We start from the raw sequence: 13,404 nt of genomic DNA, 5'->3' as shown, positions 1-13,404 counted from the left end.
ATATCATCTTTCTTTGCAATCAAGGCATTTACTTCGTTCTATCCATCAAGCTTGGAGTTGCTGTCGAGCTTGTGCCAGGTGCGGTTGTGATAGACCAGCGGGTGGGCACTACTGGCATCAAGTTCACTGCTGCCTTCAGCAGGGGTCTTTGCCTCGAGCGCTTCAATCAAGAACACGGTGGAGTTGCCTGCCTTAAGTTTGTTCACGGTGCGGCCACGAATCCAGGCATGAGCTTCGGAATACACTGTCTCACCGGTGGGCAGTTTTTCCCAGGCAACATCATCGGGGAACCGATTCACACCGCTCGTGGCAGCGAGTTTGGCTAAGTGCAGCTGATCAGCCCCTAGTAAGTGAACAACAACCGTTTGCGCCTCAGTGATTGTGGGGGTTGCGGATGAGAGTGCCGAGGCGGAGAACACCAACAGGGGTGGTTCAGCACTGACTGAGAACACACTAGTGACCGTCATTGCAACAGGACCTTTACCAGCATCTGCCGTCACAATCGCAACCCCAGCAGGGTGGTTACGGAAAGCCAACTTGAACTCCTCAGGCGAGAGCACCTCTACATCGTGAGGAGGATCAATAATTCCATCGTGAATGATGGGTAAGTTCTCTGACGGCGCATTGTTTGTCATGGTTTCTCCATTGTTTCACCTGCGCCTTGTGGCGTCCTGGACTTCACCGACGAGCTCTTCAATGATGTCTTCCAGGAACAGAACTCCAGTGGTGGTGCCACTGAGGTCAACAACCCGCGCGATGTGGATTCCACTTCGCTGAAGTTCTGCCAGGGCGTCTTCTAAGTCTGTGGACTCGGTCAGGGTGGCAAGTTGGCGTATTCGCTTGGCTTTAATGGGGCCGGTGTGGGTGCCAGCCTCGGAGATGTCATCATCGAAGGTGAGGACATCTTTGAGGTGGACATAACCTATAGGTTCACCATTACTGTCACTGATGACGTAACGGGAGAATCCATACTTCGCCACCGCTTGCTCAAGATCACTCACACTTGCCGATTCTGGCAAGGTGACAAGATTCTCTAGCTTGACGGTAATGTCGCCTGCCTTCTTGGTGGTGAAGTCAAAGGCAGCAGAGAGGGTTCCTGAGGAGTCCTCAATAGTTCCTTCTCGTGTGGAGTGAGAGACGATAGTTGCCACTTCATTGAGCGAAAACGCGCTGTTTGCTTCTTCTCGTGGTTCAACTTTGAACAAGCGCAGCACCGCATTGGCGGTGGCATTCATTGCAACAATGATCGGCTTTACAATCCGCGCAATAAACACCAGCGGTGGTGCCAGTAACAAAATGGCCTTTTCTGGAACAGAGAAGGACGCATTCTTGGGTACCATCTCACCAAAGATGACGTGCAGGAATGTCACCAGGATCAGCGCAACAGCGAAGCTGATGCCGGTGATCCATCCATCTGCCATTCCAGTTCCTGAAAGACCTAGTTCAACTAAGTGGTGGATAGAAGGTTCAGAGACGTTCAAAATCAGCAGTGAGGCAACCGTAATACCCAGCTGGCTTGTTGCCAGCATGAGGCTCACGTGTTCAATGGCATAGAGAGCTGTCTTCGCAGAAGACTTTCCTTTTTGCGCCAGTGGCTCAATCTGCGAGCGCCGGGCAGAAATCACGGCAAATTCTGCCGCAACAAAGAATGCATTTACTGCCAACAGAATGACAAGCCAGAACAGTCCAGACCAATCAGTCATTGTTCTCACCTGCTTCTTCTGAAACAGCAGGTGTGAATCTCAGGCGATCAATACGTCGGCCGTCCATGCGGACAACCTTGAATTCTCCTCCTGCAACAGAGACAACGTCTCCCTGTTCGGGGATTCTGCCTAACTCGCTCATGACGAAACCGGCCACGGTTTCGTAGTTCTCATTTTCTGGAACCAGAATTCCGGTGCGCTCTTCGAGTTCATCTGGACGCAGTGAGCCAGGAAAGGTCAGGTAGTCGGCAGAGCTGACGACACCCGCACGCGTGCGGTCATGTTCGTCAGCGACTTCACCAACGAGCTCTTCAACCAAGTCTTCGAGTGTGGCAATACCGGCGGTTCCTCCGTATTCATCCACCACGACAGCCATCTGGAAGCCTTGACCACGAAGCTCGGCAAGCAAAGCATCCAGAGACATGGTGTCTGGAACTCGAAGGGGATCGTTCATCAATGCCGAGACTGGAACATCGTTGCGGCGTTCTCTCGGCACTGAGATGGCGTTCTTGACGTGGACGATACCCACCACGTCGTCAAGACCGTCTTCGGTAACTGGGAAGCGGGAGAAACCTGTCTTTCGCGCTAGTTCCAACACTGCTCGTGCTGAATCACCAGGTTCCAGAGATTCAATGCGGAGGCGTGGTGTCATGACGTCGCTGGCAGAGAGTTCACTAAATGCCAAGGTCTTGCTCAGCAGGGTGGCGGTGTCTTCCTCGAGGGCGCCCTCGCTTGCGGAGCGCCGCAGTAGGGAGGCGAGTTCCTCTGCTGAACGAGCACCAGAGAGTTCTTCCTTGGGCTCAAGTCCGAAACCTTTGAGCACTGAGTTGGAAAGACCGTTCAACAACACAATCACTGGCTTGAACACCACGGTGAATGCTGTTTGGAACGGCATGACGACTCGTGCTGTTTTCTCTGGCAGCGCGAGTGCAAAGTTCTTAGGAACCAGCTCCCCCACAATCATGGAAATGATTGTCGCAAAAGCAACAGCAATCACGCCGGATACGGCGTGAATTGTTCCTGCTGACCAGCCAAACCCTGAAAAAGCGGGTGTGAGAAGTGCTGAGAGAGCGGGTTCCATAACGAAACCTGTCAGCAAGGTGGTGAGCGTGATGCCGAGTTGGGCACTGGAGAGATGCGTAGATGTTTTAGTCAGTGCAGAGATGGTGAGGCTGAGACCACGAACGCCGCGGTCACGCTTTGCTTCGAGCTCCGGGCGATCTAGGTTGACCAGGGCAAACTCAGCAGCAACGAAGAAGCCGGTGCCGACAGAAAGCACGAGACCACAGGCGAAAGCGAGCCAGTTAAGCCACACGAAGAACACCTCGCTCGGTTACCAAGCGGAACAGGCTACTGTTCGTGTGTCGTGCTCGCGGCGGGTCGTCCATTGCTTCTTCAGCTTACCGAAGTTCCCGCAATCAAGCGGGGAAGCGTGTTATTCGGGTGTAACGAAGCGCAGTGGAACCTCGATTGAAACATCGGTACCACCATCAGCTGCTGCACCCCACTCAATGGAGCCACTGAGCTCACCTTGAATGAGTGTTTTCACGATCTGTGTTCCCAGACCGTCACCAATTTCACCTTCAGGTAATCCTGTTCCGTTATCCACGATGTGGACGGTGAGAAGCTCATCAGTTCTATTGGCTTCAATGACCACTGTGCCTTCACGGCCTGCCAGGCCGTGTTCTACAGCGTTGGTAACGAGCTCAGTGAGTGCCAATGCCAATGGTGTGGCGTATTCGCTGGGGAGAACACCAAAGCTTCCAGTCAAGCGCGGGTGCACGGTAGTGCCGTGAATAGCTGCAACTTCGGCGCTGAGCATCAAGACGCGGTTGAAGACGTCATCGAAGTCCACGTTCTGGTTGAGGCCTTCGGACAGGGTGTCGTGAACAACCGCAATAGAGGCAACACGGCGCATTGCTTGAGTGAGTGCTTCACGTGCTTCATCTGATTGGGTTCTGCGTGCCTGAATACGGAGCAAAGATGCCACGGTTTGGAGGTTGTTCTTCACACGGTGGTGGATCTCACGAATGGTCGCATCCTTGGTGATGAGCTCCATCTCCTGGTGACGAAGCTCTGTCACGTCTCGGCAGAGCACAATCGCACCAGTTCGCTCACCGAGGTGGCGAATGGGGATTGTGCGCAGCGAGACTGTCACTCCACGTGCTTCAATATCTGCGCGCCACGGTGCGCGGCCTGTAACGACAACAGGAAGAGACTCATCCACGTTGATCTTGCCGGTGAGCACACGGGTGGTGATTTCTGCCAGTGATTCGCCTTCAAGCTCATCGTTGAAACCGATGCGGTTGAAGGCTGAAAGGGCGTTGGGGCTGGCAAAGGTGACAACACCGTCCACATCTAGACGAATCAAACCATCTGTTGCACGTGGCGCACCACGGCGTGGTGACGGCGCTGCATCCAAGTCGGGGAAGTCACCTGAGGCAATCATGTCGAAGAGATCATTTGCGCAGGAGTTAAACGTCATTTCCTGGCGGCTCGGTGAGCGGCTCTCTGACAGGTTGGTGTGGAGAGAGATGACTGCAATAGGCCCGGTAGGTTCTGGGTCTGTTGACCCCTGACGCACTCGACGAATGACGGGAACTGCCCGCACACGAGTGGGGGTCTCCTCATACCACGCAGGTGAAGACGACTCAATGATCTGAGCTGTTTCATAGGCTTCGCCTACTTGAGCACGCCATTCTGCCTTGATTTTCTGGCCTACGAAGTCACGATAGAAAAGGGTTGCCGAGCTGGAGGGGCGTGCGTGGGAGACGGCAACGAAGGAACCATCTTGGGTGGGAGCCCAGAGCACAATGTCGGCAAAGGCAAGGTCAGCGATGAGCTGCCAGTCCCCAATGAGCATATGGAGCCATTCAATATCGGCTGCTGAGCCAATTCCTTGGGCTTCCATGATGTTACTGAGGGTCGACATACCTCTAGCCTAGAGTCATGCGCAAAAAGTGGTTGTGGCGGACACTGTCCGTCCTTGCCGGATTAGTGGTGGTGACCGTTCTCGTGTTTACTCTGAGCCCCTGGCCAAGTGCCTTGATTATTCGCCAAATCTTCCAAGACGGCGCCAAAAAGACTGCCGCCATCATGGCGCCCTACGCACCCACCAGCGGCGTGGACTCGGTACTCGACGTGCAATACGCCACAGACTCAACCGAACCCCATGTTAAAGCAAGTGACTTCACACAGCTGGATGTGTACTACCCCACCGGAACGACTACTCAACTGGGCACCGTGATCTGGACCCACGGTGGTGCGTGGATCTCAGGTAACAAGTCCAATGACCGCAGCTACTTCGAGATCTTGGCATCTAAGGGATACACCGTCGTTGGTTTGAACTACACCTACGGCCCCGAGGCTCAGTACCCCACAGCAGTGTTTGAACTCAACCAAGCTCACAAGTTCTTGCTGGAGAACGCAAACAAGTTCCACATTGACCCCACCAAGATTGTTCTTGCTGGTGACTCGGCAGGTGCACAACTATCTAGTCAACTTGCTGCATTGATTACTAACCCTGACTTTGCCAAGGAAATGAACTTCACTCCTGCCCTCACGTCAGAAAACCTGCAGGGAATGGTGCTCAACTGTGGCGTATACCAACTCACCTCGCTGATTGGTGGCAAGGGAATCCTCGGCTGGGGTGATGACATGTCGCTCTGGGCATACACCGGTGACCGAGACATCACCACATCTCCAGCAATGGGCCAAATGTCCACCATTAACCACGTCACAAGCAACTTCCCTGCAACTTATATTTCAGGTGGAAATGCAGACCCCCTCACTGCAGAAAACAGCAAGCCTTTTGCAGCGAAACTGCAATCACTGGGAGTGAATGTCACTGAGTTGTTCTGGCCAGCTGACTACACGCCAGCGTTGCCACACGAATACCAGTTCAAGCTGAATCTCGATGCTGCTCAGATTGCTCTGACACAGACTCTTGCTTTCTTGAACGAGCGAATCGGTTCGACTTCACAGCAGTAGATACTTCACCAGGCACTACCTGCTGTGCCAAGGTTAGGAACTGCTTTCTCAGTTTGCTGTTCTTGGCAGCCTGGTTGAGTGGCTGACACAACACAGAAGAAGCACCTATGGCTTTGTCGTCGTAAGAAAGCTCGTGCAAGTCATGAAGACCTGCATAGCGACCTAGAGCCGTTGTTGCCTGTGTTGTGCCCCTCGAATCGAACCCTGAACGCACCTTGTTGACCACTATCAACCTCAGTGACTCTGGGAACGCATCGACCAACACGTCGTGTGCTCTGATGAAGCGGGCAATTCCTAATGCATCTGCACTTGCTACTTCAATGATGCAATCAGCATCTTTGAGCACAGCATGCGTTGCCGCATTGCGCCTGGGTGCAAAGAGGTCACTGGTAATCTCTTCGTCGGTTTCAAGATTGAAACCGACATCAACCACGACCACATCACAACACTGTGTGGCAAGTGCACAGACTTTCTTCATGCGCTCAGCGGAGAGTTCAGGCCATCGATCCGTTTTCACAATCCCAGAGATGACCTGAAGTTCTCCGTGTGCCGTGGGAACTAATTGGCTCACCCGGTCGATATCTTCTTCTGCTAAAGACCCTGACTCTGCCAATCTGCACAGCGCAGCTAGGCCAGATGCGTCATCGGTCAGACCAAGCAGCGGAGCAATAGCTCCGCCATAGGTGTCTGCATCAATGAGGAGTACTCGACTGCCCTGCTCTGCCAGCTCTGCTGCCAGATTGATGGCGACCGTGGTGCGACCAGGAGCACCTGTTGGTCCCCACACGGCAATCAGCTGAGACATTAGGCCTTGCCCCTGCTGGGTACTAAAGAAATTGCATCTCCGTTGGCTTGGGATTCAAGCAAGGCAGCAACCTTGGTCTGGGGAACAACAATCTCAACGCGAACTCCACCGGTGGAGGCAGCTAAACCGGTTGCCTCGGTGATGTGAGCAATCTGAGCTCCAGGAATGATGACGGCTGGTGGACCAAAGACACCTTGACCTGCTGCCATAGAGGCCCAGACATCCACGGTGGAGCCTTCGGTGGCGTCTGAAGACAGTGGCAGGTCAAGCTGGACCACCACGTTCGTGGTGGCGACCTGCTTGGCCGTCCCCACGGCACTGATGGGTATGAGTTCTCCAGCACCCACTGTCTTGGTGACCACAGATCCGGCACTCAGTTGTGATGCCGAGAGATAAGAGTTCCCAGACTTACCCAGCTTCACATCGGTGAGAACAAGATCTGACTTTTGAAGCACGTGACCTGGCGCAAGAGTTTTCGTTGCGGCATACACAGCTGTGGTGTTATCTGCTGCTGTGACGAGGAGGAAACCAGCAAGGGCGGCTGCAATCACCAGTGCGATGCCAATGATGAGACGCATATCGAAGCGTCGAAGAGAAGTGTGAGTCATGACAAGCATCTTCTCTAAAGCGATGAAAGGACCACAGAAGTTATCCACAGATTCTCTATCGGTGGCCTCTGGGACGCGAGGGTTTCTTATTGTATGGATATGAACGATTTTGATTCGACCGAAGCTCAGGCTGACCGTTTCCTCACCGTTGCTGAAGCAGCGGAATTACTCAAGGTTTCCGCAGCAGACGTTCATGAACTCATCGACTCCGGTGAGTTACACGCATTCAAGGTTGGCACTCGCGGTCCTTGGCGTATCGAGCACGAGATCTTCGAGCTCTTCATTGCCCAGCAATACGAAGAGTCTCGACGCAGCGCGATGTGGAACAACCCTTCGCTTGCCTCGGTTCACAACATCGTGGACTTCTAAACCATCTGAACGAAGAGCACTTCTCGTAAGGGAATCACCCGGCGAACATCGCCGGATGTCACATCGAGGTGATCACTTCCCACGTGATCTATGGTTCCGTGAACCATGTCTGTCTGGGTGTGAAGTCGAACGTTCTTTCTGCGGCGGCTGATGTCTCGCAGTACAAAGGCTAAGTTGACCTTTTCAGCAAGGCTGCTCTTTCCAGAGAAAGCCTGCAGGTCGTGATCTGAGACTTCGCCAATTGCAGTTCCCAAGCTTTCTTTGACAGACATCTGTGGAATCTCGAGCGTCACAAAGGCATGGATGGGACAGATTACAGAACCCTGGATTTCCTGGGGCTCCAGCACTTCGATAGCAACCCAGTCTTTGCCCACGTTCTTGATTATGAAGACAAGAGATCGTTGGCCACGGATTGTTCCGCGCAGTTCCAGGTTTGATTCTGAGCGCTTGAGCGCAAGCAGGCGGTCACGAATACTGAGCTTGGCACGACGTTCACGTTCTTCATCTTCGAGGCGATTAATCATTTCGGCATCAAGCTCGTATTCGAGTTGATTCTCTAAATCTTGGAAAAGGGTTTCGAAGTCCATAGTGAGCGAAGGTAAGTGGCGAACCTGAGAATCTGCTGGAGTTATCCACATGTTTCCTGAGAAATAGACTTTCAGTCTAATTTTCATGTCACAGTGTTGGCATGACCCCCGCACCCTTATTCCAAACACCACGCACCAGCATCTCTACTGATGAATTCTTTGGGCACCAGCCCACCGCAACCACGGCACTGCCTGATCCCCAACCCATGGTGGAAAACCTGGCGCGCAGCGTGATGGAAATCCTCGCTGGATGCCGGGACCTGGAACAGATCTCACGCTGGGTCACCGATGACGTCTATCGCAACCTGTTACAGCGCGTGCACATCTCGCGCCGTGCTCGTGCAGTGAAGAAGCAAGCCGTTGTGCTGCCCACATTTGGTCTAGGCCGCACCATCATTACCCACCCCACAGATGGCGTCGTGGAATCAGTGGTGATTGTGCACGGCAAAGCCCGCACCCGCTCTATCGCGATCCGCCTCCAAGGCTTAGACGGTCGCTGGAGAGCAACCGCTATTCACGTTCTCTAAGCAGTGAGGTTGGGTCGTTCTTTGTTGTATCTCGTGAAGAGCATGCCCACCCTAAATGCTGATTCACTCACAATCATGAGTAAGCCTGTGGTGATCAAGAGATTCACGAAGTAGTTCGAATAAGTGCTGTTTTCAGACACTGTTTTCACGATGACGAGGAATATCAACGCCAAGTACTCTGCGCCGCTATTTCGAACGATAACCGCTTTCTTTTCGGGTAGCGGGCGCACCCACATAATGCGTGTCCGATAGCGAGCAAAGAGATAGCCAAGGATGACACCGACACCACCGGCAAACCAATGCCACACATCGCGGGAAAGATCGTCCCAGAGAACAATCCCGATGAACAATATTTCAAAAACGGGATCAAAGATGGCCAACCACAACAGGCTGACATATTCCTTTTTGGGTAGGTGAAGAACTTTCTTGCCGTAATTCCTGGCTTTCAGGTCAAAAATGACCATGACAACAATCAACGGCGAGAGCCACGCCAAGAGTAGCCAGTCATTCTCCATAGAGAAAGTCTAGATTGCTTCATTCCTGTGAATGAAGCACAGCCTTAGCCTCTACTTCTTCTTGCGACGCTCTGCGCGGTTCATCGCAGGAGCTCCGCCGGTCTGCTGACCGAACGCACCGCGGGAACCGGAGGAAGGACCAACGGGACGTTCCTGCTCAGGAACAATCTGGCGGCCGTTATCAGCTGCCTGCTGAGCACGAGCGGTCTCTGCCTTCTCGATCTGACCACGGTCGTCACGGACCTCGACGTGACCGTCCTCAGAAGGTGCGGTGTAGCTGAGATGAGCATTAGCGTCTTCAGACTGTCCCAGGCCCTTAGCGGCGATGCTGGGGTGTTCTGGGTCGCCTTCAGCAGCGTTGACCTGAACTTCGAGGTTGAACAAGAAGCCGACAGATTCTGCCTTAATCGCAGCCATCATGCCCTGGTAAAGAGCAAAGCCTTCACGCTGGTATTCCACCAGAGGATCACGCTGAGCCATGGCACGAAGACCAATACCGTCCTTGAGGTAGTCCATCTCATAGAGGTGGTCACGCCAGCGGCGGTCCACCACGGAGAGAACAACACGGCGCTCAAGTTCACGCATAGCGGTTTCGCCCAGTGATTCTTCACGGCGTGCATAGGCAAGAACAGCATCAGACTGGATTTCGCGGCGCATGAACTCCTTGTTCACACGGCCCTTGTTTCCAGCTTCCTGAATGACCTCATCAATGGTGATGGAGACAGGGTAGATGGTCTTGAGCTCTGCCCAGAGAGCATCGAAGTCCCAGTCATCACCATTGCCTTCACCGGTGTGAACGGCAAGAACTTCGTCGATGACGTCTTCAAGGAACGCGTGGACGCGATCCTTGAGGTCATCGCCCTCGAGGATGTGTGCACGGTCAGAGTAGATCGCTTCACGCTGACGGTTGAGAACGTCGTCATACTTCAGAACGTTCTTACGCATTTCAGCGTTACGTGCTTCCACCTGTGACTGTGCAGAGCGAATAGCACGCGAAACAATGGTGGACTCAATCGCAGTGTCATCTGGGATATTGCTACGGCTCATGATGGCCTCAGCAGCACCTGAGTTGAACATACGCATCAAGTCATCGGTGAGGGAGAGATAGAAGCGGCTTTCACCGGGGTCACCCTGACGGCCGGAACGACCACGCAGCTGGTTGTCAATACGACGTGACTCGTGACGCTCGGTACCGAGGACGTAAAGACCACCGGCGGCGACAACCTTGTCGGCTTCTTCCTGAACGGCAGCCTTGACCTTGCCGAAGGCTTCTTCCCAAGCTGCTTCATACTCGTCAGGAGTCTCGATGGGGTTGAGACCCTTCGATGCCAACTCGGTGACGGTCAGGTGCTCAGCGTTACCACCGAGCATGATGTCGGTACCGCGACCGGCCATGTTGGTGGCAACAGTAACTGCACCTAAGCGACCTGCCTGAGCAACAATGGCTGCTTCACGGGCGTGGTTCTTAGCGTTGAGGACTTCGTGCTTGATGCCCTTTTTCGCCAGAAGCTTGGAGAGGTATTCGCTCTTCTCGACCGAGGTGGTACCAACCAGCACAGGCTGGCCCTTGGCGTGGCGTTCAGCAATGTCAACGGCAACCTGCTCGAACTTGATGACTTCGTTCTTGTAAACCAGGTCTGGCTGGTCGATGCGCTGCATGGGCTTGTTGGTGGGGATAGGAACCACACCAATCTTGTAGGTGCTCATGAACTCCCCGGCTTCGGTTTCTGCCGTACCGGTCATACCCGAGATCTTCTCGTACATACGGAAGTAGTTCTGCAAGGTCACAGTAGCCAAGGTCTGGTTCTCGGCCTTAACCTCAACACCTTCCTTGGCTTCAATGGCCTGGTGAATACCTTCGTTGTAACGACGACCAGCCAAGATACGGCCCGTGTGCTCATCCACGATGAGCACTTCACCGTTCATCACGACGTAGTCCTTGTCGCGCTTGAACAGCGCGATGGCCTTGAGAGAGTTGTTGAGGAACGAAATCAGTGGGGTATTTGCTGATTCGTAGAGGTTGTCGATACCGAGGTAGTCCTCAACCTTTTCAATACCGGGTTCGAGCACACCCACGGTGCGCTTCTTTTCGTCGACTTCGTAGTCAACACCGGGCTCTAATGTGGTGGCGATCTTGGCAAACTCGGTGAACCAGCGGTTAGCTTCACCAGAGGCAGGACCAGAGATGATCAGTGGGGTACGAGCCTCATCGATGAGGATGGAGTCAACCTCATCGACGATGGCGAAGAAGTGTCCGCGCTGAACCTTGTCAGCAGCACTCCACGCCATATTGTCGCGGAGGTAGTCGAAACCAAACTCGTTGTTGGTTCCATAAGTGATGTCGCACAGGTACTGCTCGCGACGAACAGCAGGAACCTGACCGGCGGTGATCACACCGGTGGTCATGCCCAGGGCGCGGAAGACGCGGCCCATCAGTTCTGACTGGTAGCTGGCCAGGTAGTCGTTCACGGTCACAACGTGAACACCACGGCCAGCGATGGCGTTGAGATATGCGGGAAGGGTCGCAACCAGTGTCTTACCTTCACCGGTCTTCATTTCAGCAATGTTGCCGAAGTGAAGTGCAGCACCACCCATCAGCTGAACGTCGAAGTGACGAAGACCAATGGTGCGGCGTGCTGCTTCGCGCACAGCTGCGAAAGCTTCAGGGAGCATGTGATCGAGGGATTCTCCCTCGATGTAGCGCTTGCGGAAGTCTGTGGTCTCCGCACGCAGTTCCTCATCAGTGAGGTTGATAAAGCCCTCTTCGAGTTCATTGACTGCCTTCGCCAGATTTTCAAGCTTGCGCAGGGTACGACCCTCACCAATGCGTAGGACCTTGTCAAGAATGTTTGCCACGTAAATCTCCGAGCGTTCTAGCTGCGCAGTAAGCGCTGAGGGCGGTCCTCACGCATGCGTGTAAGACCGCCCTCAATGCTACCGGGAATGAGCTTTCCCCGCCTGAACAACCCCTGTAAGAGCCCTGGAGGTGGGGTGAGCATTACCCCCTAAGCCGCTGATGAAGGAATGATGGCGTGTTCACCGGTGTTCACACGCTCAATGTCTTCAGGGGTAGCAGGGACAATATCCAGCTGGGCAAAGGCGTCTGCGCTTGCTTCATGGATGGACAGTGGCTTCTGGTGGCCGTGGTGGTGAATCTTCTTCTTATCGCGAGCACGACGAAGTTGTTCCATCAAACGGCCCATGGCCAGGTCAAAGGCAGCATATTTGTCTTCGCCGTCTGACTCTGCACGCAGAACAGGACCTGCCTCAACCAGTTTGAGTTCAACATGGTCACCACCGACGAGACCCTTGCCTCCGTGGTGCTTGCTCACGGTGACATCCAGTTCGAGTGGACGGTCTGCGAGCTTCTCGATCTTGTCGACCTTCTCGGCCACGTAATTACGGAATCGGTCAGTGATTTCAATGTGACGTGTAACGAAGTTCAGTTCCATGACGACCTCCCGTAGTTGGCGTTTACGCCCAACTTTTGGGCGATCCTTTCACGCCAATCGATGTTGTTGAAAATGTAGTCCTGTTACCCAACAAATGTCACGCAATTTCCCTGCGAGTGTCCTGAAAGTTTTTTGGAGTGTAGGCAAGCACTGCTGCGCCGAGCACCACGGCGCCCCCGGCGCGCAGCGCCCGGGCGCATTCCAGCATGGTGGCGCCGGTGGTCATCACGTCATCGACCAGGATCACGTTCTTTCCTTTAATGCCGTCTCGCGCCCGATACACACCCCGCATATTGTGAAATCGCTCCATGCGTCCCAGGGTGGATTGGTCGGCTCTTGTGCGAGTGATGCGCAAGAGTTTTGTGGGGGTAACCCCCACTGCCTTCACCAGTTCCACAATGGGTGAATAACCCCGCTGGCGAAAGCCTGCCCGACTAGATGGTGGCACTACCCAGCAAATCTCTCCCGTCACCCCAGCTTCTCGAGCTTGCGAATACATTGCTTTCATTGCCACACGAAGCGGCTCAGACAAAGCCTTGGCGACAGAAGTCCTCCCCTGATCTTTGAAGGCATGAACAATGCCACTCAAGGGTTCTGCCAACTCCATGGCATACCAAAGCGGGAGTCGCTCCAGGCTGGTTTCATCAAAGAGTTCCCGATATTGCACCGTTGCAACCAGTGAATCCCGACAAGATAGACACAGGTTGCGATCGAGCATTCCGCACCCTGCACAAGAAATCGGCAGTGCAAGCGCGAGCGCATCCGCGGCATGTTCCTTAAGGCTCGAAATAAAGTCAGTGAGTGACGTCATGCCGGAAGTGTGGCTGACAAACAGGCGACACGACTAC

Annotated in this window: 14 protein-coding genes; 3 read left to right on the top strand and 11 right to left on the bottom strand. The window is 54.0% G+C overall.

Annotation, left to right across the window (positions count from 1 at the left end; all coding sequences use genetic code 11):
- Nucleotides 1-38: 38 nt before the first annotated feature.
- The 4 genes from M2120_RS07720 to M2120_RS07705 form a co-directional block, all read right to left on the bottom strand.
- On the bottom strand, nt 39-635 hold the full coding sequence (locus tag M2120_RS07720; RefSeq protein WP_280798110.1) for a flavin reductase family protein: 597 nt from the start codon (nt 633-635) through the stop codon (nt 39-41).
- A 15-nt stretch (nt 636-650) separates the two neighbouring features.
- Nucleotides 651-1,703 carry a hemolysin family protein gene (locus tag M2120_RS07715; protein ID WP_280798109.1) on the bottom strand — a complete coding sequence of 351 codons (1,053 nt, stop codon included), beginning with the start codon at nt 1,701-1,703 and terminating at the stop codon, nt 651-653.
- A complete protein-coding gene (locus tag M2120_RS07710; RefSeq protein ID WP_432418541.1) occupies nt 1,696-3,027 on the bottom strand; it encodes a hemolysin family protein in 1,332 nt (443 codons plus the stop codon). Before M2120_RS07710 ends, M2120_RS07715 begins: the two co-directional genes overlap by 8 nt.
- Nucleotides 3,028-3,138: 111 nt before the next feature.
- Nucleotides 3,139-4,635 (bottom strand): sensor histidine kinase, encoded by a 1,497-nt coding sequence (locus tag M2120_RS07705; protein WP_280798107.1) that lies wholly within the window; start codon nt 4,633-4,635, stop codon nt 3,139-3,141.
- A gap of 17 nt (nt 4,636-4,652) precedes the next feature.
- Between M2120_RS07705 and M2120_RS07700 the strand changes: the two genes are divergently transcribed.
- Nucleotides 4,653-5,693, top strand: a complete 1,041-nt coding sequence (locus tag M2120_RS07700; RefSeq protein ID WP_280798106.1) for an alpha/beta hydrolase — start codon at nt 4,653-4,655, stop codon at nt 5,691-5,693.
- On the opposite strand, the gene M2120_RS07695 is transcribed toward M2120_RS07700, so the two are convergent.
- Nucleotides 5,605-6,498, bottom strand: a complete 894-nt coding sequence (locus M2120_RS07695) for an AAA family ATPase (RefSeq protein ID WP_280798105.1) — start codon at nt 6,496-6,498, stop codon at nt 5,605-5,607. The genes M2120_RS07700 and M2120_RS07695 overlap by 89 nt on opposite strands.
- Nucleotides 6,498-7,106 (bottom strand): SAF domain-containing protein, encoded by a 609-nt coding sequence (locus tag M2120_RS07690; RefSeq protein ID WP_280798104.1) that lies wholly within the window; start codon nt 7,104-7,106, stop codon nt 6,498-6,500. Before M2120_RS07690 ends, M2120_RS07695 begins: the two co-directional genes overlap by 1 nt.
- A gap of 99 nt (nt 7,107-7,205) precedes the next feature.
- On the opposite strand from M2120_RS07690, the gene M2120_RS07685 reads away from it, so the two are divergent.
- Nucleotides 7,206-7,475 (top strand): helix-turn-helix domain-containing protein, encoded by a 270-nt coding sequence (locus tag M2120_RS07685; protein WP_280798103.1) that lies wholly within the window; start codon nt 7,206-7,208, stop codon nt 7,473-7,475.
- On the opposite strand, the gene M2120_RS07680 is transcribed toward M2120_RS07685, so the two are convergent.
- A complete protein-coding gene (locus M2120_RS07680) occupies nt 7,472-8,113 on the bottom strand; it encodes a hypothetical protein (protein ID WP_280798102.1) in 642 nt (213 codons plus the stop codon). The genes M2120_RS07685 and M2120_RS07680 overlap by 4 nt on opposite strands.
- A 50-nt stretch (nt 8,114-8,163) precedes the next feature.
- Between M2120_RS07680 and M2120_RS07675 the strand changes: the two genes are divergently transcribed.
- Nucleotides 8,164-8,589, top strand: a complete 426-nt coding sequence (locus M2120_RS07675) for an Rv3235 family protein (RefSeq protein WP_280798101.1) — start codon at nt 8,164-8,166, stop codon at nt 8,587-8,589.
- Here the strand turns inward: M2120_RS07675 and M2120_RS07670 are convergent.
- The 4 genes from M2120_RS07670 to M2120_RS07655 form a co-directional block, all read right to left on the bottom strand.
- A complete protein-coding gene (locus M2120_RS07670; RefSeq protein WP_280798100.1) occupies nt 8,586-9,104 on the bottom strand; it encodes a hypothetical protein in 519 nt (172 codons plus the stop codon). The two genes, M2120_RS07675 and M2120_RS07670, sit on opposite strands and share 4 nt — an antisense overlap.
- A 51-nt stretch (nt 9,105-9,155) precedes the next feature.
- Nucleotides 9,156-11,960, bottom strand: coding sequence for a preprotein translocase subunit SecA (gene secA, locus M2120_RS07665; protein ID WP_280798099.1), 2,805 nt, complete (start codon nt 11,958-11,960; stop codon nt 9,156-9,158).
- Between the two features lie 149 nt (nt 11,961-12,109).
- The gene (gene hpf / locus M2120_RS07660; protein ID WP_280798098.1) at nt 12,110-12,556 is read right to left on the bottom strand and encodes a ribosome hibernation-promoting factor, HPF/YfiA family; all 447 of its coding nucleotides are present in this window, start codon (nt 12,554-12,556) and stop codon (nt 12,110-12,112) included.
- A 97-nt stretch (nt 12,557-12,653) separates the two neighbouring features.
- A complete protein-coding gene (locus M2120_RS07655) occupies nt 12,654-13,367 on the bottom strand; it encodes a ComF family protein (protein ID WP_280798097.1) in 714 nt (237 codons plus the stop codon).
- Nucleotides 13,368-13,404 lie beyond the last annotated feature (37 nt).

The sequence above is a fragment of the Aurantimicrobium minutum genome (assembly GCF_029893825.1).
GTDB lineage: Bacteria > Actinomycetota > Actinomycetes > Actinomycetales > Microbacteriaceae > Aurantimicrobium > Aurantimicrobium minutum_C.
This window is presented reverse-complemented; position numbering and strand designations above follow the sequence as displayed.